This window comes from Viridibacterium curvum (assembly GCF_039544165.1).
Classification (GTDB): domain Bacteria; phylum Pseudomonadota; class Gammaproteobacteria; order Burkholderiales; family Rhodocyclaceae; genus Viridibacterium; species Viridibacterium curvum.
The window spans coordinates 1-21,587 of the sequence record NZ_BAABLD010000015.1 but is presented as its reverse complement, the minus strand read 5'-3'; the positions used below and the strand labels follow the sequence as shown (position 1 = coordinate 21,587).

The 21,587-nt window shown below is 62.8% G+C and carries 18 protein-coding genes and 3 tRNA genes; 11 read left to right on the top strand and 10 right to left on the bottom strand.

Features of this window, described 5'->3' with window-relative positions; translation table 11 throughout:
* Positions 1 to 97: 97 nt before the first annotated feature.
* Positions 98 to 2,266, top strand: coding sequence for a cyanophycin synthetase (locus ABEA02_RS15440; RefSeq protein ID WP_345533990.1), 2,169 nt, complete (start codon positions 98 to 100; stop codon positions 2,264 to 2,266).
* 58 nt (positions 2,267 to 2,324) lie between these two features.
* Positions 2,325 to 4,898 (top strand): cyanophycin synthetase, encoded by a 2,574-nt coding sequence (gene cphA, locus ABEA02_RS15435; RefSeq protein WP_345533989.1) that lies wholly within the window; start codon positions 2,325 to 2,327, stop codon positions 4,896 to 4,898.
* 57 nt (positions 4,899 to 4,955) lie between these two features.
* Here cphA and ABEA02_RS15430 read toward each other — a convergent pair whose 3' ends face one another.
* Positions 4,956 to 5,534, bottom strand: a complete 579-nt coding sequence (locus ABEA02_RS15430) for a pseudouridine synthase (protein WP_345533988.1) — start codon at positions 5,532 to 5,534, stop codon at positions 4,956 to 4,958.
* A 121-nt stretch (positions 5,535 to 5,655) separates the two neighbouring features.
* Positions 5,656 to 5,862 carry a cold-shock protein gene (locus tag ABEA02_RS15425; protein WP_345533987.1) on the bottom strand — a complete coding sequence of 69 codons (207 nt, stop codon included), beginning with the start codon at positions 5,860 to 5,862 and terminating at the stop codon, positions 5,656 to 5,658.
* Positions 5,863 to 6,410: 548 nt separating this feature from the next.
* On the opposite strand from ABEA02_RS15425, the gene clpS reads away from it, so the two are divergent.
* The 3 genes from clpS to aceA all read left to right on the top strand — a co-directional run bounded on the left by clpS (position 6,411) and on the right by aceA (position 10,710).
* On the top strand, positions 6,411 to 6,719 hold the full coding sequence (gene clpS / locus ABEA02_RS15420; RefSeq protein WP_345533986.1) for an ATP-dependent Clp protease adapter ClpS: 309 nt from the start codon (positions 6,411 to 6,413) through the stop codon (positions 6,717 to 6,719).
* Positions 6,720 to 8,996 carry an ATP-dependent Clp protease ATP-binding subunit ClpA gene (clpA, locus tag ABEA02_RS15415; RefSeq protein WP_345533985.1) on the top strand — a complete coding sequence of 759 codons (2,277 nt, stop codon included), beginning with the start codon at positions 6,720 to 6,722 and terminating at the stop codon, positions 8,994 to 8,996.
* A gap of 403 nt (positions 8,997 to 9,399) precedes the next feature.
* On the top strand, positions 9,400 to 10,710 hold the full coding sequence (aceA, locus tag ABEA02_RS15410) for an isocitrate lyase (protein WP_345533984.1): 1,311 nt from the start codon (positions 9,400 to 9,402) through the stop codon (positions 10,708 to 10,710).
* A 71-nt stretch (positions 10,711 to 10,781) separates the two neighbouring features.
* On the opposite strand, the gene ABEA02_RS15405 is transcribed toward aceA, so the two are convergent.
* Positions 10,782 to 11,111 (bottom strand): cupin domain-containing protein, encoded by a 330-nt coding sequence (locus tag ABEA02_RS15405; protein ID WP_345533983.1) that lies wholly within the window; start codon positions 11,109 to 11,111, stop codon positions 10,782 to 10,784.
* A gap of 193 nt (positions 11,112 to 11,304) precedes the next feature.
* Here ABEA02_RS15405 and ABEA02_RS15400 point away from each other — a divergent pair, with 193 nt between their 5' ends.
* Complete coding sequence (locus tag ABEA02_RS15400; RefSeq protein ID WP_345533982.1) at positions 11,305 to 12,501, top strand: pectate lyase; 1,197 nt, start codon at positions 11,305 to 11,307, stop codon at positions 12,499 to 12,501.
* A 62-nt stretch (positions 12,502 to 12,563) separates the two neighbouring features.
* Here the strand turns inward: ABEA02_RS15400 and ABEA02_RS15395 are convergent, their stop codons facing one another.
* The 5 genes from ABEA02_RS15395 to ABEA02_RS15375 all read right to left on the bottom strand — a co-directional run bounded on the left by ABEA02_RS15395 (position 12,564) and on the right by ABEA02_RS15375 (position 18,263).
* Positions 12,564 to 13,937: a phosphomannomutase/phosphoglucomutase gene (locus tag ABEA02_RS15395; protein WP_345533981.1), complete on the bottom strand. Its 1,374-nt coding sequence runs from the start codon at positions 13,935 to 13,937 to the stop codon at positions 12,564 to 12,566.
* Positions 13,938 to 13,954: 17 nt separating this feature from the next.
* Positions 13,955 to 15,043 carry an FIST signal transduction protein gene (locus ABEA02_RS15390; RefSeq protein ID WP_345533980.1) on the bottom strand — a complete coding sequence of 363 codons (1,089 nt, stop codon included), beginning with the start codon at positions 15,041 to 15,043 and terminating at the stop codon, positions 13,955 to 13,957.
* A complete protein-coding gene (locus ABEA02_RS15385) occupies positions 15,040 to 15,444 on the bottom strand; it encodes a PhaM family polyhydroxyalkanoate granule multifunctional regulatory protein (RefSeq protein WP_345533979.1) in 405 nt (134 codons plus the stop codon). The genes ABEA02_RS15390 and ABEA02_RS15385 overlap by 4 nt, the downstream gene beginning before the upstream one ends.
* Positions 15,445 to 15,525: 81 nt before the next feature.
* Positions 15,526 to 17,457 (bottom strand): ATP-binding protein, encoded by a 1,932-nt coding sequence (locus ABEA02_RS15380; RefSeq protein ID WP_345533978.1) that lies wholly within the window; start codon positions 17,455 to 17,457, stop codon positions 15,526 to 15,528.
* Positions 17,454 to 18,263 (bottom strand): ABC transporter substrate-binding protein, encoded by an 810-nt coding sequence (locus tag ABEA02_RS15375; RefSeq protein WP_345533977.1) that lies wholly within the window; start codon positions 18,261 to 18,263, stop codon positions 17,454 to 17,456. The genes ABEA02_RS15380 and ABEA02_RS15375 overlap by 4 nt, the downstream gene beginning before the upstream one ends.
* A 472-nt stretch (positions 18,264 to 18,735) precedes the next feature.
* On the opposite strand from ABEA02_RS15375, the gene ABEA02_RS15370 reads away from it, so the two are divergent.
* Positions 18,736 to 19,410, top strand: coding sequence for a response regulator transcription factor (locus ABEA02_RS15370; RefSeq protein WP_345533976.1), 675 nt, complete (start codon positions 18,736 to 18,738; stop codon positions 19,408 to 19,410).
* A 20-nt stretch (positions 19,411 to 19,430) separates the two neighbouring features.
* On the opposite strand, the gene ABEA02_RS15365 is transcribed toward ABEA02_RS15370, so the two are convergent.
* Together ABEA02_RS15365 and ABEA02_RS15360 are read right to left on the bottom strand one after the other, a co-directional pair.
* Positions 19,431 to 20,123, bottom strand: coding sequence for a hypothetical protein (locus ABEA02_RS15365; RefSeq protein WP_345533975.1), 693 nt, complete (start codon positions 20,121 to 20,123; stop codon positions 19,431 to 19,433).
* A 44-nt stretch (positions 20,124 to 20,167) separates the two neighbouring features.
* Positions 20,168 to 20,959 (bottom strand): class I SAM-dependent methyltransferase, encoded by a 792-nt coding sequence (locus tag ABEA02_RS15360; protein WP_345533974.1) that lies wholly within the window; start codon positions 20,957 to 20,959, stop codon positions 20,168 to 20,170.
* A 154-nt stretch (positions 20,960 to 21,113) separates the two neighbouring features.
* Between ABEA02_RS15360 and ABEA02_RS15355 the strand changes: the two genes are divergently transcribed.
* From ABEA02_RS15355 to ABEA02_RS15340, 4 genes are all read left to right on the top strand, one after another.
* Positions 21,114 to 21,198: transfer RNA gene (locus ABEA02_RS15355), tRNA-Tyr, on the top strand.
* A 64-nt stretch (positions 21,199 to 21,262) separates the two neighbouring features.
* Positions 21,263 to 21,336, top strand: a tRNA-Gly gene (locus tag ABEA02_RS15350).
* Between the two features lie 19 nt (positions 21,337 to 21,355).
* Positions 21,356 to 21,430 (top strand) — tRNA-Thr (locus ABEA02_RS15345).
* A gap of 52 nt (positions 21,431 to 21,482) precedes the next feature.
* Positions 21,483 to 21,587, top strand: a 105-nt coding sequence (locus tag ABEA02_RS15340) for a GTP-binding protein (protein ID WP_034194841.1), incomplete at its 3' end; no start/stop codon positions are given.

Genomic DNA, 21,587 nt, shown 5'->3' with positions numbered 1-21,587 from the left:
ATTCGTCCTCCGGTAAACCCGCGTGGCGCCTGCTGCGTTGACACCGTTGCCGCGACAGGGTGGCCCGCAGGGCTGCCGTCGCTGAACAGAGTAACGAATGAGCAAACGAGACATCGACATTCTGGAAATCCGCGCGCTGCGCGGCCCCAACATCTGGACCTACCGCCCGGCGCTGGAAGCGCTGATCGACATCGGCGAACTCGAAGACGCGCCGTCCAACACCCTCCCTGGATTCTACGAACGCCTTTCCAGCTGGTTGCCCGGTCTGGTCGAGCACCGTTGCAGCTACGGCGAGCGCGGTGGCTTCCTGCGCCGGCTCGAGGAAGGCACCTGGCCCGGCCATATCCTTGAGCACGTCACCATCGAGCTGCTCAACCTTGCGGGCCAGAAGGTGGGGTTCGGCAAGGCGCGCAGCACCTCGAAGCGTGGCGTCTACAAGGTCGTGGTGCGTTCGCGGCAGGATGAAGTGACGCGCGCCGGCCTGCTGGCCGCCCGCGACCTCGTGATGGCCGCCATCGACAACAAGCCTTACGACGTGACGGCCGCCGTGGCGCGGGTCGAGGAGCTGGCTGATTCGCTGTGCCTGGGCCCCAGTACCAACTGCATCGTCGAGGCGGCGACGGAGCGGCGCATTCCCTCGATTCGCCTGACCAGTGGCAACCTCGTGCAGCTGGGCTACGGCGCTCGTCAGCGTCGTGTGTGGACGGCCGAAACCGACCGCACCAGTGCGATTGCAGAGAGCATTGCCAGCGACAAGGATCTGACCAAGAACCTGCTCGCCTCTTGCGGCGTGCCGGTGCCCGAGGGCGAGATTGTCGCCAGTCCCGAGGAGGCTTGGGAAGCTGCCGAATCCATCGGCCTGCCGGTGGTGGTCAAGCCCAGCGACGCCAACCATGGTCGTGGCGTAGCACTCAACCTGACCGAAAAGGCCGACATCGAAGCCGCCTTTGCGCTGGCCGAGAAGGAGGGCAGCGAAGTCATCGTCGAGCGCTTCGTGCGTGGCGACGAGCACCGCCTTCTGGTGGTGGGTGGCAAGGTCGTTGCGGCTGCGCGCGGCGAAGCCGCATGGGTGACCGGTGATGGCAAGCAGGACGTGCTGGCCCTCATCGAGTCGCAGCTCAATTCCGACCCGCGTCGCGGTGAGGCAGAGGAGTTTCCGCTCAGCAAGATCACGTTGCAGGAATTCCCCGGCATCGTACTGATACTGCAGCGCCAGGGCCTCAAGCCCGAGGACGTGCCGGCCGACGGTCAGCGTGTGCTGATCCAGCCCAATGGCAATATGGCTTTCGACGTGACCGACAAGGTGCACCCGGACGTCGCCGCCGTGGTGTCGCTGGCGGCGCGCATCGTGGGTCTCGACATTGCGGGCGTCGACCTCGTTGCCGAAGACATTTCGCGTCCGCTGGCTGAACAGCGCGGTGCCATCGTCGAAGTGAATGCGGGCCCCGGCCTGCTGATGCACCTGCAGCCTGCGCACGGCACACCGCGTCAGGTCGGCGTGCCCATCGTTGACCACCTGTTTCCCGATGGTGACAACGGCCGCATCCCGCTGGTGGGCGTCACCGGTGCCGAGCACACCACGCGTGTCTCGCGCCTCGTCGCTTGGTTGTTGCACGTGGGCGGCATGCAGGCTGGCGTGGCCTGTCGCGAAGGCTTGTTCCTCGACCGGCGCAAGGTGGAATCGGCTGACAGCGCCAACTGGCAGGCGGGTCAGCGTTTGCTGATCAATCGCAACGTGCAGGCAGCCGTGTTCGAAACACCACCCGAGAGCATCCTCGCCGAAGGCTTGCCGTATGACCGCTGTAACGTGGGGGTCGTGACGACACTGCAACTGGGTGATGCGCTGGTGCCTTTCGATGTGCTCACCACCGACCAGCTTGCTGGCGTGCTGCGCACCCAGGTAGACGTCGTGCTCGAGGACGGCGCTGCCGTACTGAACGCCGATGATGAAGCCGTGGCTTCGTTGGCCGAATACTGCGACGGTGAGGTGATCTTCTATAGCCAGCACCCGGAGAATCCGCGTGTGCTGGAGCACCGCGAATCCGGTGGCCGCGTTGTGCTGGGGCGCGATGGCGCCATCGTGCTGTGCCGCAAGGACCAGGAGACGCCACTGGCAGCACGAGTGCCGCAACCCATGGGCGCCACGCTGGCTGCCGTGGCGGCCGCCTGGGCGCTGGGTCTGACGCCCGAGGCCATCGGCTCCGGCGTTGACAATTTCGAATCGGCTTTTGGCCAACCGGCCAGTACCAAACGCAGAGCGCGCTGATGCCGCTGCGAATGACGAAGCGATTCACGACCGTGACAAGAACGACAGGACATAGCTGATGGAAGTTTCCCGCATCCGCGCGCTGCGCGGCCCTAACCTCTGGAGTCGCCACCCCTCGATCGAAGCCATCGTCAAATGTGACGCGGCAGAGTGCGAGCTGGAAGAGGGCTCCGCTTTCGACCAGCGATTGCGCGAGCTTTTCCCGTTGCTGGGCGAAATCAAGGTTGTGGCTTTCGGCGAGCGGCGTTCGCTGGCCCACGTGCTGGAGACGGCCGCGCTGAGTCTGCAGGCGCAGGCAGGTTGCCCGGTGACTTTCAGCCGCACGACGGCGACCCCGGACGACGGCGTCTGGCAGGTGGTGGTCGAGTACAGCGAAGAGGAGGTCGGACGTCTGGCGATGACGCTGGCCGAGCAATTGATTGCAGCGGCTGTGGCGGGTGGGAGCTTCGATCTGCCGGGTGCGCTGAAGAGCCTGCAGGATCTTGATGAGGACGTACGCCTGGGGCCGTCCACCGGCTCCATCGTGCACGCGGCCGTGGCGCGTGGTATTCCTTATCGCCGCTTGACCAGCGGCAGCATGGTGCAGTTCGGCTGGGGTAGCAAACAGCGCCGTATCCAGGCGGCCGAGATCGACCGCACCAGCGCCATTGCCGAGTCGATTGCACAGGACAAGGAACTCACCAAGAAGCTGCTTGAAGCGGCGGGTGTGCCGGTGCCCAAGGGGCGTCCGGCTCGCGATGCTGACGACGCCTGGGCGGCTGCGCAGGAGATCGGCCTGCCGGTCGTCGTGAAGCCGCAAGACGGCAACCAGGGCAAGGGTGTCACGGTCAACATCACGACGCGTGAAGGGCTCATTGCGGCCTATCAGACTGCGCATGAGATCAGCGACGACGTGCTCGTCGAACGCTACCTGCCGGGTCATGATTTCCGCATGCTGGTCGTCGGCTCCCGCCTCGTGGCGGCAGCGCGTCGCGATCCGCCGCTCGTGGTCGGTGACGGTGTGCATACCGTGCGTCAGCTGGTCGATGAAGTGAACAAGGATCCGCGCCGTGGCGAAGGTCATGCGACCTCGCTGACCAAGATCCGCTTCGACGACATTGCAGTCGCACGCCTCGAAATGCAGGGCTTGAAGCCGGACTCGGTGCCGGCCAAGGGCCTGCGCGTGATCTTGCGCAACAACGCCAACCTGTCGACGGGCGGCACGGCGACTGACGTCACCGATGACGTGCATCCTGACCTGGCTGCACGCGCTGTCGCTGCGGCGCAGATGGTCGGGCTGGATGTGTGCGGCGTCGACGTGGTCTGTGAGTCGGTGTTGCGCCCGCTCGAAGAGCAGCACGGCGGCATCGTCGAAGTGAATGCTGCGCCGGGCCTGCGCATGCACCTCTCGCCCTCGTTCGGCAAGGGTCGCGACGTGGGCGGAGCCATTGTCAGTGAGCTCTACGCGCCGGGCGACGATGGGCGTATCCCGGTGGTGGCCGTGACGGGCACCAACGGCAAGACCACCACGGTGCGCCTTACGGCGCACCTGCTGGCCGCGGCGGGGCTGCGTGTCGGCATGACCAATACCGATGGTATCTACGTGCAGGGCAAACGCATCGACACCGGTGACTGCAGCGGCCCGCGCAGTGCGCGCAACGTGTTGGCTCACCCTGACGTCGATGCGGCCGTGTTCGAGACAGCGCGTGGTGGCATGTTGCGCGAAGGCCTGGGCTTCGACCGCTGCAAGGTGGCGGTCGTCACCAACGTCGGGATGGGTGATCACCTGGGTCTCAACTACATCACCACGGTGGAAGACCTCGCCGTGCTCAAGCGCGTGATCGTGCAGAACGTGTCCGCCAATGGCTACGCGGTGCTCAACGCGGCGGATCCCATCGTGGCGGCCATGTCGGCCAACTGCCCGGGCTCGGTCATCTACTTTGCGCTGGACCCGCACAACCCCGTCATCGTGGCGCACCGCGCACAGGGTCGTCGCGTGGTCTATGTCGAGGATCGCCAGATCGTTGCCAGCGAGGGCAGCGCCAGCGTGCGCATTCCGCTCAGTCAGGTGCCGTTGACGCGGAATGGCACGATTGGCTTCCAGGTCGAGAACGTGATGGCCTCAGTGGCGGCAGCCTGGGGCGCCGGCATTGAGTGGAAGGCGATTGCGGAGGGATTGGCGAGCTTTGTCAGCGACACCGACAACGCACCGGGCCGCTTCAACGTCTTCGACTTCCGTGGGGCGACCGTCATTGCCGACTATGGTCACAATCCGGATGCCATCCAGGCGCTGGTGCGTGCGGTCGAAGCGATCCCTGCCAAGCGTCGCAGCGTGGTCATCAGCGGGGCGGGTGATCGCCGCGACGAGGACATCCGCCAGCAGACCGAAATCCTCGGCGAGGCTTTCGACGAGGTGATCCTGTACCAGGATGCCTGCCAGCGTGGCCGCGCCGACGGCGAGGTGCTGGCCCTGCTGCGTCAGGGCCTGGAGGGCGCCAAACGGACGCGCACGACGCAGGAGATCCATGGCGAGTTCGTTGCCATTGATACGGCCATGGATGCGCTGCAGCCGGGTGACCTGAGCCTGATCCTCATCGACCAGGTGGATGAGGCCTTGGCGCACATTGCCAGGCGCGTGGCTGAACAGGGTTGATTGCGTAGCTTGCTGCGCCCTTTCCCCGGCGGAAGGGCGCGGATCGGCGCAGCGGGCTCAGTCGCGCTGCCGCCAGGCCCGGCTGACCTGTGGCGCGGGCAGGGCGTCTTTCCATTCGCCCGGGGCGAGCTCCCCCAGCGACCATTCCCCGATAGCGACACGCACCAGCCGCAGCGTCGGCAGGCCGACCGAGGCCGTCATGCGCCGCACTTGCCGGTTGCGCCCTTCGGTCAGCACGATTTCCAGCCATGCAGTCGGTATGGTCTTGCGGAAGCGTACCGGTGGATTTCGGGGCCATAGCCAGGCAGGCTCCTCGATCTGCCTGGCATCGCAGGGGCGGGTCATGCGGCCGTCCAGTTCCACGCCGCGGCGCAACTGCGCCAGCGCGGCATCCTCCGGCGTGCCTTCGACCTGCACGAGGTAGGTCTTGGGCTGTTTGTGGCGCGGGTCAGCCAGACGGTTCTGCAGGCCGCCATCGTCCGTCAGCAGCAACAGCCCTTCGCTGTCGGCGTCCAGCCGGCCAGCGGCATAGACATGTGACACCTTGACGAAGTCCGCCAGCGTCGTGTGACCGGCCTCGCTGGTGAACTGGCTGAGGACGCCGTAAGGCTTGTTGAGCAGGATGATGCGTGCCATTGCTTAAAAGACCGCAGACGGGAAGCAGAACGGGTGGAAATTACACCGTACTGACAAAAAGCAAAAAGGCCCGCAGTGATGCGGGCCTTTCAGTTTGCCACGCGGCTTGCGCCGCCGGCCATCACGAGGCGCGTGTGATGTTCGAAGCCTGCTTGCCCTTCGGGCCCTGCAGCACGTCAAAGTTCACCTTTTCGCCTTCTTTCAGGGACTTGAAGCCGTTCATGGTGATTGCGGAGAAGTGTGCGAACAGATCCTCGCTACCATCGTCCGGCGTAATAAAGCCGAAACCTTTTGCGTCGTTAAACCACTTGACTGTACCGGTTGCCATTTTGTCTTCCTCTAACTCTTTTGATGTCTTACAAACTGCGGCTTCTTGTCCGAACCGCCTCGCGAGGCCCGGGTGAGAACCCTCCCTCCCCGGTGCGCCCCAAATGCGTGCCGTGATGCGAATACTGGCTGCCGTTCGGGCACAGCGGGCTTTTACGCCATGCGCTGAAAGGCGTCAAGACAGGTACAGGTGGCTTGCAATGTGGCGCTGCGGAAGGATTTGGCAAAATCAAAAATGAGTCATCGATATCGGCATGTGTGTTGCTAGGATGAAGTGTGAGTCAGATAGCCGCGAAGGCTTGAACTGATTGAATGAGGCCACATTTGAAGAGTTCGGGAAGCATTCAACAGTGCTGCATTTTTGCTTGTTGCGTTGCAGCGCAAATTTCTGGCAACTTTTTGTCGTGAATGTCTGTCGCGTGGTGTCGCGAATTGTCAGTTGTGTCGGCGTCGAAGCGTGGTGAGGTTGGATGGCTTGCGGGCTGCGCTGGTCTGCGCGAAACGCAGCCGAGCGTCAAAGTCTGATTGTTAGTGATTAGAATGGCTCGCATGGCCACCCGGAAACACTCTGAATCGATACTTGAGGCGGAACGAACCAAAGTTCAACCGCCCCGTCTATACAAAGTGATGTTGTTGAACGACGACTTCACACCGATGGATTTTGTTGTAACTGTCTTGCAGCGTTTCTTTTCCATGGATCGGGAGCAGGCGACCCGTGTCATGCTGGAAGTGCACCGCAATGGGCAGGGAGTCTGCGGCGTTTTTTCGCGGGATGTGGCCGCAACGAAGGTGGAGCAAGTCAGCAGCTTCGCCCGGGAGCACCAACATCCCTTGGCCTGTGTGATGGAGGAAGAGTAAATGATTGCGCAAGAGCTGGAAGTCAGTCTCCACATGGCCTTCGTTGAGGCGCGGCAGAAGCGCCACGAGTTCATCACTGTCGAGCACCTGCTGTTGGCATTGCTCGATAACCCCTCCGCTGCCGAGGTATTGCGAGCGTGTGCCGTCAATATCGACGAGCTGCGTCGCGAACTCACCAAGTTCATTGCTGACCACACTCCCACCGTGTCCGGCACTGAAGAGATCGACACGCAGCCGACACTGGGTTTCCAGCGCGTCATCCAGCGCGCCATCCTGCACGTACAGTCTTCCGGCAAAAAGGAAGTGACCGGCGCCAACGTGTTGGTCGCGATCTTTGGCGAGAAGGATTCGCACGCGGTGTACTTCCTGCAGCGTCAGGGCGTCACCCGCCTGGATGTGGTTAATTTCATCTCGCACGGTATCGCCAAGACGCCGTCGCAAAGCCCTGCCTCGTCGCCCAAGAACAGCGAAGAGCAGTCCGAGGCTGCCGAGTCCGAAGCCCAGGGGGCCGGCGGTGCGCTGGAGAGCTACACGCAGAATCTCAATCAGCAAGCCCTTGTCGGCAAGATCGATCCCCTGATCGGTCGCGACAAAGAGCTGGAGCGCGTCATCCAGACGCTGTGCCGTCGCCGCAAGAACAACCCGCTGTTGGTAGGTGAAGCGGGTGTGGGCAAGACGGCCATCGCCGAGGGCCTTGCCCGCCGCATCGTAGAGGGGCGCGTGCCCGAGGTGCTGGAGAACGCCCAGGTCTACGCGCTGGACATGGGCGCGTTGCTGGCAGGCACCAAGTATCGCGGTGACTTCGAGCAGCGCCTCAAGGCCGTGCTCAAGCAACTGGTCGAGAACCAGAACGCGATCCTTTTCATCGACGAGATCCACACCCTGATCGGTGCGGGCGCGGCATCGGGCGGCACGCTGGACGCGTCCAATCTGCTCAAGCCGGCACTGTCGTCCGGCCAGATGAAGTGCATCGGCGCGACGACCTACAACGAGTTCCGCACGATCTTCGAGAAGGATCACGCTTTGTCACGCCGCTTCCAGAAGGTCGACGTGCAGGAGCCGACGGTCAACGAGACCATCGAGATCCTCAAGGGGCTCAAGAGCCGCTTTGAAGAGCACCACGGCATCAAGTATTCGTCCGCGGCGATCACCAGCGCGGCCGAGCTGTCGGCACGTTTCATCAATGATCGTCACTTGCCGGACAAGGCCATCGATGTGATCGATGAAGCGGGTGCTGCCCAACGCATCCTGCCCAAGTCGAAGCAGAAGAAGACCATCGGCAAGGGCGAGATCGAAGAGATCGTTGCCAAGATCGCACGCATTCCGCCGCGCTCGGTGTCGAACGACGACCGTGCCGCGCTGGCCAACCTCGACCGCGACCTCAAGAACATGGTCTTCGGCCAGGATCCGGCCATCGAGGCGCTTGCCAAGGCCATCAAGATGTCGCGCTCAGGCCTGGGTAATCCGCTCAAGCCCATCGGCGCCTTCCTGTTCAGCGGCCCGACGGGTGTCGGCAAGACCGAAGTCGCCCGTCAGCTGGCCTATACGCTGGGTATCGAGCTGGTGCGCTTCGATATGTCCGAGTACATGGAGCGTCACGCGGTGAGCCGCCTCATCGGCGCGCCTCCGGGTTACGTCGGTTTCGACCAGGGCGGCCTGCTGACCGAGGCAGTGAACAAGAAGCCGCATTGCGTGCTGCTGCTCGATGAAATCGAGAAGGCGCATCCGGACATCTACAACATCCTGTTGCAGGTGATGGACCACGGCAAGCTGACCGACAACAACGGCCGTCAGGCTGACTTCCGCAACGTCATCATCATCATGACGACCAACGCAGGTCAGGAGGCGCTGACCAAGTCGACCATGGGCTTCATGTCCAGCAAGGCGGCGGGTGACGAGATGGGTGACATCAAGCGTCTCTTCACGCCTGAGTTCCGTAACCGTCTGGATGCCATCATTTCGTTCAAGCCGCTGGATCGCGACATCATCATGCGCGTCGTCGACAAGTTCCTGTTGCAACTGGAGGCGCAATTGCAGGAGAAGAAGGTCGAAGTCAGCTTCAGCGACAAGCTGCGTGCCTGGCTGGGCGAGAAGGGCTTCGATCCGCTCATGGGCGCTCGCCCGATGTCGCGCCTGATCCAGGACACGATCCGCTCAGCACTCGCCGACGAGTTGCTGTTCGGCCGCCTGGCCAGCGGCGGCAAGGTCAGCATCGACGTGGATGGCGAGGGCAAGGTGGCGTTGCTGTTCGACGAGCTGGAAGAGGCGCACGCCTGATCCTTCCGCGCGCTCGATACAAAATGGCCCGGTTTCTACCGGGCCATTTTTTCGCTCAGAAGGTGTGGGAGCCGCATCGCGCCAAAGCCCCCTGCTTTGTTTGGTGGCGTACCTGAAACTCCTTAAGGATCAACCCGAAGGTTGGTGCGTTGCCGCAAACTTTTTGTCTTGGTGATCGATTTTGCTTTTTGCATTGTGAAATAACAATTACAATGAATTGATTTTTAAGAATATTATTTTTGTTGTGTCTTATAGAAGAGCGTTTGCTGCATAGCCACATCGCTTCCTATACTCCGCTCGTGTTCAAGCAAGTCCCCGATCAGCAGATCGGCCTATCGAAAGGCGGCCCAGCCCGGGCAGGGCAGTGCGAGACGCATCAAACGCAGCAGCGAAGGAGGGTGACATGGACAGAGTGCAGCAGGCCGAAGCCTTGAAGGAGGAGTGGCGCGAAGATCCGCGCTGGCAAGGGGTCAAGCGGGGTTATCTGGCTGAAGACGTAGTGCGTTTGCGGGGCTCCTTGTCGGTTGAGCACACCGTGGCGCGGCGCGGTGCGACGCGACTCTGGCAGCTCATGCAGGAGCAGGATTTCGTCAACGCCCTGGGGGCCTTGACCGGCAATCAGGCGATGCAGCAGGTAAAGGCGGGCCTCAAGGCCATCTACCTGTCTGGCTGGCAGGTTGCGGGTGATGCCAATCTGGCAGGCGAGATGTATCCCGACCAGTCGCTCTACCCGGCCAATTCGGTGCCCAGCGTCGTGCGACGGATCAACAACACTTTCGCACGGGCCGACCAGATCCAGTGGTCGGAGGGCAAGGGGCCGGGCGACAAGGACTACGTCGACTATTTCGCGCCCATCGTGGCGGATGCCGAGGCAGGTTTTGGCGGTGTGCTCAATGCTTTCGAGCTCATGAAGGCAATGATCGACGCAGGCGCAGCCGGCGTGCATTTCGAAGACCAGCTGGCCTCGGTCAAGAAGTGTGGTCACATGGGTGGCAAGGTGCTGGTGCCGACGCGTGAAGCGGTGAGCAAGCTGGTCGCGGCGCGACTGGCCGCTGACGTGATGGGCGTGCCAACGGTGCTGGTTGCGCGTACCGATGCGGATGCGGCCGACTTGCTGACCGCGGACGTCGACGACAACGATCGCGATTTCTGCACCGGCGAGCGCACCGTGGAAGGCTTCTTCCGTACGCGTCCCGGCATCGAGCAGGCCATCTCGCGTGGTCTGGCCTATGCGCCTTACGCCGACCTTGTGTGGTGCGAAACCGGCAAGCCGGATCTCGCTTACGCGAAGCGCTTTGCCGAGGCGATCCACGCCGAGTACCCGGGCAAGATGCTGGCCTACAACTGTTCGCCGTCGTTCAACTGGAAGAAGAACCTTGATGACGCCACGATCGCCAAGTTCCAGCGCGAACTGGGCGCCATGGGCTACAAGTTCCAGTTCATCACGCTGGCTGGCTTCCATAGCCTCAACTACAGCATGTTCAACCTCGCGTATGGTTACGCGCGGCACAACATGTCGGCCTTTGTGGAGCTGCAGCAAGCCGAGTTCGCAGCGGCCGAGCGTGGGTTCACGGCGGTGAAGCATCAGCGTGAGGTGGGTACGGGTTACTTCGATGTGGTGACCCAGGTCATCGAGGGCGGCCGTTCTTCGACCACGGCGCTGCACGGTTCGACGGAGAACGAGCAGTTCTTCGAGCACGCCCGGGCCGCTTGAGCGATATCTGCATGCAGTAAAAAAGCCCGGCCACCTTGCGGTGGCCGGGCTTTGTCTTTTCCTGCTGTGGCTCAGGCTTTGCGGAAGTCTTCGCGCGGAGGGCTGAAGGTGTCATACAGCAGGGTTTCTTCACCCTGCATGGCCAGGAAGCCGTGCTTCTTGCCGCCAGGCACAAGGATCACGTCACCCGTGCGCATCTCGTAGCTCTGTCCTTCGATGGAGTATGTGCCGCCGCCGTAGACCACCAGCGTGGTCTGCTCGTGCGGGTGGCTGTGCTCATAGCCCTCGGCGCCCGGCTGGAAGTGCACTTCCACCTGCATCAGCTTTTCACCATCGGCGACGATGCGGCGCTTGATGCCGCCACCCAGGTCTTCCCAGTCCGGTTTCTTCAGTTCAGGCATTTCCTGCTTCCTTTCAGGTTTGTTACGGATCGACACGACGTGCCGTGATGCGCGGTGGAGAGATTTTACTCCTGTCCGTCATGCCGGCTGGCGGCCTGTCGCGCCGCAGGTTGGCCTTTCGGGGCGGAAGTGCTATCAATAGCTCACGTCGCCGCTCGTGCGACGGAGCATAAATTTCCAGGAGACAAGTCGCATGAAATCCAGAATCGCCCTCGCTGGCGCATTGCTGCTGCTCGCCGGTACCGCCTCGGCAGCCAATCGCCCTGCTGGTTACGTCACCATCTGTACTGAAGGCAAGACCTGCTCGGTCGCGGCCAATACCAACGTGGCCTTTGGCCGCGCCGACAAGTTTTTCTACAAGGTACTGAGTGGTAGCTTTGTCTGTAACGAAGCCACTTTCGGCGGCAAGGTTGCCGGTGGTACCAACGAGTGTTCGGTGCCGTCCGGCACCAGCAGTTCGTCGTCGGTCTCGTCGGTCTCGTCGAGCAAGTCTTCCTCGTCGGTCGCTTCCAGCGTTGCCAGCAGCTCTTCGAGCCTGGCTTCGTCCAGCGTGGCCAGCAGCTCGTCCAGCAAGTCCTCCGTGGCCAGCTCGTCGCAGCAGTCGCAGTCCGGCGCATACGTCAGTGGGCAGGGCTACTACCCCGGCTGCAAGATGCCGACGCCGACCGAGACGGTGCAGCTCACCGCCACCCACGTGGTGCCCGCCAATACCGTGTTCGATGGGGGCAACAAGCGCTACAACCTCTCGGGGGGCTCACAGGCCGAAGGTCAGCCTGCCGTGATCGACGTGCAGGATGGCGGTACGGTGAAGAACGTCATCATCGGCTCGCTCGCCGCAGACGGCATTCACTGCCTGGGCAGCTGCACCTTGCAGAACGTGTGGTGGGAAGACATCGGTGAAGACGCCGCAACCGCGCTGGGCCCGGTCGGCTCAGTCATGAGCATCAACTGCGGCGGCGCCTATAACGGGTCGGACAAGACTTTCCAGCACAACGGTCGTGGCGAATTTCGTCTCTCCAATTTCTACATCCAGACATCCGGCAAGGTGTATCGCTCCTGCGGTGACTGCACTGCCAATGGCGGTCCGCGCAAGTCGACGATCACCAACGTGGCAACGCGCGATGTGAAGACCTATGTCGGCATCAACCTCAACTACGGTGACAATACGACGATCCGCAGCGTGATCCTCGATAACACCGGGGATGCGCGCACCAAGCTTTGCCAGGGTTACATCGGCAAGGTCAAGGGCGAAGGCAGCTCGGAGACGCTGGGCGTGTTCTGGAACACCGCGCAGTGCAATGTGCGCCCGGAAGACGTGACGCTGTTGGGGCCGAGCCGTACCAACCCTGGCGAGTGCAGCATTTCTGACTGCAGCGCTTACCAGAAGTAAGCCTGTTGCACAGAAACAGAAAGGCCGCCTTCAGGCGGCCTTTTTTCTGGGGGGCGTGCACCTCAGAAAGGCAGCGAGATGCCCGGCCAGGCTGCTGTGATGGCGTTACGGAAAACGTCCTGGATACGCTCCAGCGCTGCCGCATTGTCTGCCTCGAAGCGCAGCACTACGACCGGCGTGGTGTTGGACGAACGGGCGAGGCCAAAGCCGTCGGCGAACTCGACGCGCAGGCCGTCGATGGTGATGCGCTCGACTTCACCATCAAACTTCACAGCCTTCAGCTTCTCGACAAGTTGCGCGGGCTCGCCTTCCTGCATCTTGATATTGAGTTCGGGCGTGCTGACGGCATCCGGCAGCGCCTTGAGGATGGCGTTGGCATCCGGCGACTTCGACAGGATCTCCAGCAGGCGCGCGCCGGTGTAGAGGCCGTCGTCGAAGCCGTACCAGCGTTCCTTGAAGAACATGTGGCCGCTCATTTCGCCGGCCAGCGGAGCGCCGGTTTCCTTGAGCTTGGCCTTCACCAGCGCATGGCCGGTGTTCCACATGACGGGCACGCCGCCATGCTTGCGAATCCACGGCGCGAGGTTGCGCGTGCATTTGACGTCGTAAATGATCTGGCCGCCGGGTACGCGCGACAGTACGTCGGCAGCGAAGAGCATGATCTGGCGGTCCGGGTAGATGATCTCGCCATCTTTTGTCACGACACCCAGGCGGTCGCCGTCGCCGTCAAAGGCAAGCCCCAGTTCAGCGTCACTGTTCTTGAGTGCGTGAATGACGTCTTCCAGGTTCTCGGGCTTGGAGGGGTCGGGGTGGTGATTGGGAAAGTTGCCGTCGACTTCGCTGAACAGCTCGGTGAGCTCGCAGCCGAGCTTGCGGAACAGGTCGGGAGCGGTGTTGCCGGCGACGCCATTACCGCTGTCCAGCACGATCTTCATGGGGCGGGCGAGCTTGACGTCGCTGATGATTTTCTCGATGTAGGCGGGACGCACATCGGTCTTCGAGACACTGCCGGCGCCACGGGCGAAGTCGTCCTCGATGATGCGGCGACGCAGATCCTGGATCATGGCGCCGTACAGCGTCTGGCCGCCGAGCACCATCTTGAGGCCGTTGTACTCGGGCGGATTGTGGCTGCCGGTGATCGACACGCAGCTGTTGGCGCCGAGGTGGTAGGCGGCGAAGTAGGTGATCGGGGTGGCGACGCAACCGATGTCGATGACGTCAATGCCGGTCGAGGTGATGCCGGCGGCGAGCGCTTCGGCAAAGCGCGGGCCGGATAAGCGGCCGTCGTAGCCAATGACAATGGTCTTCTGGCCGCGCTTGAGCGCTTCGGTACCGAGGGCCTGGCCGATACCGCGCACGGTGTCGTTGGTGAGGCTCTTGTCGACAATGCCGCGGATGTCGTAGGCCTTGAAGATTTCTGCTGCAGGTTGGCTCATGGTGTAGGAGGGAGGTTTCAGAAAAGCAGGGTGAGGACGCCGGTCAGGCCGTAAAGGCGGTTGCTGGCGATTTCGCCCGCCGAGAAGAAGCCGGCGAGCGGGAGTTGATCGAAGACTTCGGCAATCATCGCGACTTCGCTGTCGTCGCTGTCGAACAGGGCGCCGCCGCGCCCAGCGCAGCTGATGTAGATGCCGGCTACGGGGGGCTCGGGGCAGGCCTGGCGCAGGCGGGCCAGCGTGCGGCGGAAGTCCTCTGCGGCGCTGTTGGCGTCCTGGCGCACGAAGACAAGCTCCTGGCCTTCGGCAACTTGCTCGTTGATCGAGAGGGCGCCAGCGCGCAGGTCGAAGTCGGTAATGGGACGCACGGCGAAACCGGTGGGGCCGCTTTCTTCGTTGCGCAGCCCTACGCGCAGGTTGCGTGCGGCGCGTTGCAGATCGGCGCCGAGTGCGGGGCCGATGGCTTCGCGAAAGACCTTGAGCGCGGGTCGACCGTCGAGCTCGACGATGGCGTTCTCGTCGCTGGCGGTGACGCGCCAACTGCCGGGCAGGGCGATACAGCCCTGGCTGACGGCGGTGACGAGGCGGATGCGTTCATCGAAGGCGACGCCAGATAGCCCGCCTTGCAAGGCTGCGTCGGCAAAGTGCAGGGGCATGTGGCGAGCACTGGCGAGGCCACCACACAGGCAGTTGCCACGTACCTTGGAGGACATGTCCTGCACCAGTTCGCTCATGTCCGGCGTGGCCGGGTCGCCGTGCACGAGTGCGCCAAAGCTGGCGAAGTCGCGCGGCAAGGGTTTGCGCCCGGAAAAGACGCGGAAGCTGTCAGTGGGCAGGCGGCAGGTCAGCAGGGATACGGCTGGTGCATCGATCTCGGCCTCTCCCGTGCCCAGCACACCGATCCCGGTTGCGCCGACCCAGTGCTCGATGCCGGTGGCAGCGCGCAGGCGTTCGATCATCTGCGCCGCATGCGGGCTGAAGCGGTCAGAGATGTATAGCAGGCCCAGGTTGGCGCCATCGATGCGCTGCAGGCGATTGATGGCGTGTTCGAGAGCGAGTCGCCAGTCGACCGACAGTGCGTAGGCGCTGCTGGCGAGACAGGCGCTCATTTCTTGCGGCCGCCAGACTTCGGAGGTGGTGGGGCTGCCGGCGGTTCGCTTGCTTCGGGCGGCATTTGGGGTTCCGAGGTCGCAGCACCGGCCGCAGGGAAAGGCCAGGCCCACAGGGCCGGATTGGTGAAGGGATTGGCGGGCATCTCGCCATGTTCGCCGGGTTGGCTCATGGCGCGCACGGCGGAGAGTGCGGCGCGCTGGACTTCCAGCCCCTGAATGGTCATCTGCAGCATCGAGAGGTTCATCTTGAGCCAGCCTTCGACAGCGCGCAGGTCGGTGATGCGTTTCTCGATCTCATCGACGTCCAGCGTCGGTGTGGCCATGCCTGGCAGGCCAAAACCCATGCTGCTCCATAGTTGGCGCATGAAATCGAAACTATTGTCTGCGTTGCTGCTCATGTGATGCTCCTGCTGCACGAAATGCGTCCGGCGCCGTTTGGCGTCCCCGAGCGGGGACCCCAATGGTAACGCGAGGATTTGTCAGCGTGCTTGCGTCCCCGGTGCTGGAACGAGATGAGCGACATGTGCAATGGCTGCACGGAGCTTGGCAGGGCGTACAGGTTTGTGCAGCAAGGGGATGCCGAGGTCGGTGGCTTGGCGCAGTACGTCCGGGCCGGTATCGCCGGATAGCAGCAGCCCCGGCAGTTGCGGGCCGAACTGCGCCCGCAGGGTGGCGATAACTTCCAGGCCGTTGCGCGGGCCGGGTAGGCGGAAGTCGCTGATGAGGACCTGGGGCGTGATTTCGTTGTCGGCGAGGGCGTGCAGCAGGGCGTCGAGGCTTTCGCCGGAGACGACGTAGCATCCCCATGCGCGCAGCAGCCCAGCGAGGCTTTCCATGGCCAGGGAGTCGTCATCAACAATGCCGATAACCAGACCGACGAGGTTGGATTCGGTACCGACTGCTTCATTGAGCTGGGTGACGGGGCGAGCGATCTTGGCTTCGATGCCGAACACCGAGCCACGACCTGGGCGGCTGCGCAGGCTGAGGCGGTGGTCGAGCAGCACGCACAGGCGGCGCACGATGGCGAGGCCGAGGCCAAGGCCCTTGCTGCGGTCGCGTGCTGCGTTGTCGAGCTGGATGAATTCCTGGAAGACGCTCTCCTGTGCGTCCTCGGGAATGCCGATGCCGCTGTCGCGCACTTCGATGAGGACACGCACGCCGCGGCGTCGCGCCGTCACCATCACGGCGCCGCGAGGGGTGTAGCGCAGGGCATTGGTGACCAGATTGAGCAGGATGCGCTCGAACAGCATGGGGTCGCTCTCGACCCACAGATCGGTCGGCACCACGCGCAGCGCCAGGCCCTTCTCTTCGGCGCTCGCGCGGTACTCGCTCTCGATGCGCTCGAACAGGGGGCCAAGCGGGAAGGGGCGCGGGTTGGCGGTGACCACACCGGCGTCGAGCTTGGAGATGTCGAGCAGGCTGTCGAGCAGGTTCTCCATGGCCTCGGCCGAGGCGGCGATGCGGCCGATCAGCTGCTGTGTATCGCCGCTGTGCTCCTTGTTGGCGAGGTCTTCGATGAACAGTCCGAGGGCGTGCATGGGCTGGCGCAAGTCGTGGCTGGCTGCCGCAAGAAAGCGTGATTTGGCAAGGTTGGCGCGCTCGGCCTCTTCCTTGCGCTGGCGCAGCTCGGCTGTGGCTTGCGAGACTTGCATTTCAAGACTGTCGCGCGACAGCTTCAGGCGGCGTGCCATCTCGTTGAGGCCTTCGGCCAGCTGCTGCAGGGAGCCGCCGCCTTCGACCGGCACCTGCACGTCCAGGCGCCCACGGCCGATGTCCGTCACCGTGCGGGCGATGTTGCGGATCGGCTGGCTGACCGAGCGGCTGAGCCACATGGCAAGCGCGCCGCTGCCTGCCAGCACGATCAGCAGCGTCAGCAGGGCTTTCAGCATGTGCAGGTTCTTGCGGCTTTCCAACTGCTCCAGCGATACCAGCACGACCACCTCGCCAAGCTTGCGGCTGGTAGCGGCATTGGCGGTGCCGGCGGTGAGGGTATAGGGGTCTTCTTCGCTGACGGCTGTGTTACCGACGGCGGCACTGATGCGGATGATGCTGTTGCCCACCCACTCGACGCCGGATGCGTTGCGGCGGATGGCGGTCTGGTTGGCTTGCAGGCCGGCGGAGGCGAGCAATTCGTGATCGCGGCCGAAGATGGCGACGCCCTGCAGATCCGCATTGGACAGCGTCGATTGTGCAAGACGGGCCAGTTCGTCGCGGTTGCCGGAGAACAAACCGAATTCCGATGCGGAGGCCAGCTGGCGCGCGAGCGCCTGACCACGGGCTGCCAGCGCGTCTTCAAGATCGCCAAGGCGGGAGACGGTCAGGATGGCTGTCAGCAGGATGCCCAGCACGGCGGTGGGCACCAGCGCCACAAGCAAGACCCGCGTGCGGATGTCCCAGCGCATGTGGATCATGGCGTGCTCCGTTCGAGCCGCTCCATCCGTTCGTGGATGACGGCTTCCGGATCCAGATCAAAACCCAGCGAACGAGCCGCTACGTTGTTGATGCCGATGGAATAGATGCGCGGGTACTGCACGGGCGGTACCTGACCGCCATTGAGGATGCTGCGTGCGATCTCGCTCGACTGGGTTGCCAGCTGGGCAGGGGTCGAATAAATGGCTACCAGTGCGCCGGAGCGGACGTATGCCGGCGAAAAGCCGACGACGGGCACGCGGAAGCGATAGGTGCTGAGGATGATGTTGGGAATGGTCTGGCTGTTGAAGACCGATGTGTCGGGGGTGGCCAGAAGGGCGCCCCCTTCAGAGAACATGCGCTGCAGTGCCGGGTAGATGTCGGCGTCGGAGTTGATGGGCTCCGTCATCGGCCGCAGCTTGCGTTCGCGCGCCACGGCGCTCAGACGTGCCACATGTTCGCGGCTGTCGCGGCCAGCGAGCAGGCCGATGCGGTCGATGTTGGGCAGGGCTGCCTTGACTAGATCAAGGTAGCGGTTGGGGGGTTGGTCCACGAACACGGCACTGATGCGGCGGTCATCGCGGCGCGCGGCGGGTAGTTTGTCGTAGGAGCTGCGCGGGATGAGAGTCAGCAGAACCGGGGTGCGGATTTCGCGCCCCAGCACCGTGTCCACCGCCTTGCCGCCGACCGCCAGCACCAGTTGGGGGTCGAAGCCCCCACGTGTTGCCAGCAGGTCGCTGTCGATGACGCTGACTTCATGCTGGTTGCCGCGCTGCAACTCCGCCTTGATGGCGTCTGCGAACTCCATGTAGACGCCCCGTGGTTCGCTGACCACGACGAGCACGGACGCCGCATGCGCCGGCGAGAGACCGGCGAATGCGAGGCATGCTGCGAAGAAAAGGCGGCGCAAACAGCGCATGGAGCTAATAGGTAGTCGGGGCTGGGGTTGCTTGTCTGACTCTGTTCTGCGGGCTGGCGTTGCACGCCGACCCGGGGTGGGCAGGCTGCACCCTCCTTGACCGGCCCTGCATGGTATCGGACGCATTGGGCGCCGTGAGTGATTGTGCCTGAAAGGGAAGGGGACCCGCTCAGAACGAAGGATGCCTACATCAAGTTGTTGGTGTCGGCTGTCGATGACTGGAAAGGACCTCTGTCTCGCAGCGCCTGTCTGCAGTGTGTTCGCTGTGGTCAGACAGCGCAATGTGGTGGAAACGGGGGCCGCCTCGTACCCATATTCAGAGGATGGGTAATTGCCGGTGTGTTAGGCTTAGTGCCTTGTCATGAAATTCAGCCCGGATAACGCGTTGATGAGCGAGTGCCGCATACTGGTCATTGAAGATCACGCCCTGGTGCGTGAGGCCATGGTGCTGGCGCTGGAGCGCCTGGGTTTGTCCTGTGTATTCGCGCAGGCTTCTTGCGGGCAGGAAGCGCTTGGCATCATTGAGGCGCGGCAAGACTTTGATCTTGTCCTGGTCGACCTGATGCTGCCCGACATGAGTGGCTTCTCGCTGCTCTCCGTACTGGCGCATCGCTTTCCTTCGATACCTGTGGTGGTGGTGTCGGCACTGGCTGACGAGGCTTCTGTCAAGCGCGCCCTGAAGGCGGGCGCCTCGGGTTTCCTGTCCAAATCCTTGTCTACCGAGCAGTTGGTCGACGCGGTGCGCAAGGTGCTGGATGGCGGTGTCGTAACGCCCGAGAGTTCGGAGCTGACCAGTAGCCGCCCGCCGCGTAAACGCAGTGTGGATTCGATTTCGGAGCAGTTCGGTCTGACTGCGGCGCAAACACGTGTCATGGAACTGATGGTCGAGGGGCGGACCAATCGTGAGATTGCCGATCTGTTGGGGCTTGCCGAGGGCACTGTAAAGGTGCATTGCTCGGCGATCCTGCGTGCCCTTGACGTCTCGAATCGCGCCCAGGCACTTGTCGTGCTGGCACGTCACGGCTTGCGCGGTTGACCTTCGCGCCTTCCCGAAGCTCAGTGCCGGGTCATTTGCTGTGGCTGGGCCTGGCTGCCGAGGACCTGCCGGCGCTCGAAGCTGTCGAGCGTATCGATGAGGGAGCGATCCTTGTGGTTGATAAGGGTCAGCGTCATGTCGGCAACCGAGCGTGCGGCATTGTTCAGTACTGTCGGCAGGCTCTCCGGCAGGCGTGCCTGCAACAGCAGCTTGGACGAAGATACAGCGAAAGTCGGGGCCAGCACACGCTGCCGCAGGTGGGTGGGCAGGGTGTCGAGCAGCTTGCGCGAAGCGTCCTGTTGCCAGTGGTTCGTCGGCCACTGCGATGGCAATGCCCACGCGCGCGGGTAGCGCTCCAGGTCCTGGGCAACGGCGCGCAGATCCTCAGCCGAGTCTCGGAAAGGCAGCAAGACGAGGCTGGATAGCTTGTACAGCGTCATATCCGTATCCGTCCGGTTGGCCCCGCCATCCAGCACTCCGACCCAGCCAGGCAGGCCGCGCAGTGTCTCCATCATTTTCTCGCGAGCCTTGGCTGATCGCGCATCCGCGACGACGTAGTTTCGGCCTTCGGGCCTCAAGGGCTCGCGAAATTCGTCGGTCATCACACAGGCTGCGCGTCGCCCCAACAAGGTCAGGCCGTGACAGATCATGTGGGAGAGCGTTGTTTTGCCCGTTCCGCCCTTGATGCCGATTACGCAGATGATTTCAGCCATGCTCTTGCTCCTTTACAGACGAGCAGTGTGCGCGACGCACTGTGTCAACCTAGCCGCGATTTGCCGCCGGAACCGGCTGCTTTCCGCTGTTTTGCCTGCCCAGACCCGATGCGGTAGCAATACAGCTGCGTACGGCGCGGGTCGTCTATATGGATAACTCGTTCGGGTTCCATTCCCGGGATTTCGAAGCTGTTACTGATGAGCAGGCTGCCCGGCGCCATTTCCCGCGCTGCCTTGGCCCAGAGTGCGGGCATAGGCACTGGGGAAAGAAAGGCATAGACGACGTCGTAAGGTTCGAGGCTGTATCTCCAGAAGTCACCGCGAAGCAGTGCAGCGTTAACTTGCGCGCGCGCCAGAAGTTTCGATAGAAAGAATGGTGCCGGAGCGTTTTCGATGCCGTCGATCTGCCAGTCCGGGCGCAGTCGTGCCAGGCGCCGGACCATTGAGCCCGTTCCGCTGCCGACATCCAGAAAGCGCGTGGGCGTATCAGGCAAAAAAGCCGCCAGGCGGTGCACGGTGATGCGGTTGGACAGGAACAGCGGAACCTGGGTCCGGAAGCTGGTCCAGTAGGTTGCGGCCAGTAGAACAAAGGCGGTCAGGTATACCCATGGTGGAAGCTTGCTCTGCATGGCCAGCACGATTCCCGGCAAGAACGCCAGGTGGATGCCGGACCACCAGCGCGGTGCGCCGAGTCCGGCTGACAGGGTGGCAGCAATAAAACCCTGTGATATGGACAGGGCCAAGGGCGAGAGTCCGGCAAGAATGCCGGAGCGGCCGATCGCCCACAGCAGGGCAAGGCTGCCCAGCTGGGCGAGGAGAGCTTTCAGTAAAGGCATTGGCGTCCGAAAAGGGGGAGTGCCTCCGTATCCTATGGTGTTCCCGCCAAACTCCTTCTCGCGATGAGCAGGGGCATGCTCCCGCTCTTTGCCTCATCAAAAAAGACCTTGACGCACGGAATTACGGTCACTATAGTTTCGGGTCTTCGCGCTGGGTGGGGTTCCCGAGCGGTCAAAGGGATCAGACTGTAAATCTGACGGCTCTGCCTTCGAAGGTTCGAATCCTTCCCCCACCACCAAGCCGAAAAGCGGCAGTAGCTGAAAAGGATTCGCCCGGGCTTTGTGCTGATGGAGCTTGTTTTTGCGGGTGTAGCTCAATGGTAGAGCTGAAGCCTTCCAAGCTTAAGACGAGGGTTCGATTCCCTTCACCCGCTCCAGGTTTTGCAGTACGGATTCGCCCATGTAGCTCAGTGGCAGAGCACTCCCTTGGTAAGGGAGAGGTCGCGTGTTCAATCCACGCCATGGGCACCATAAATTGTTGTTTTTGATCGATATTCTCTAGTTTGGGATAACGGGGTAAGACATGGCCAAGGAAAAATTCGAACGTACGAAACCGCACGTGAACGTAGGCACGATTGGTCACGTTGACCATGGCAAGACGACGCTGACGGCGGCGATTACGACCGTT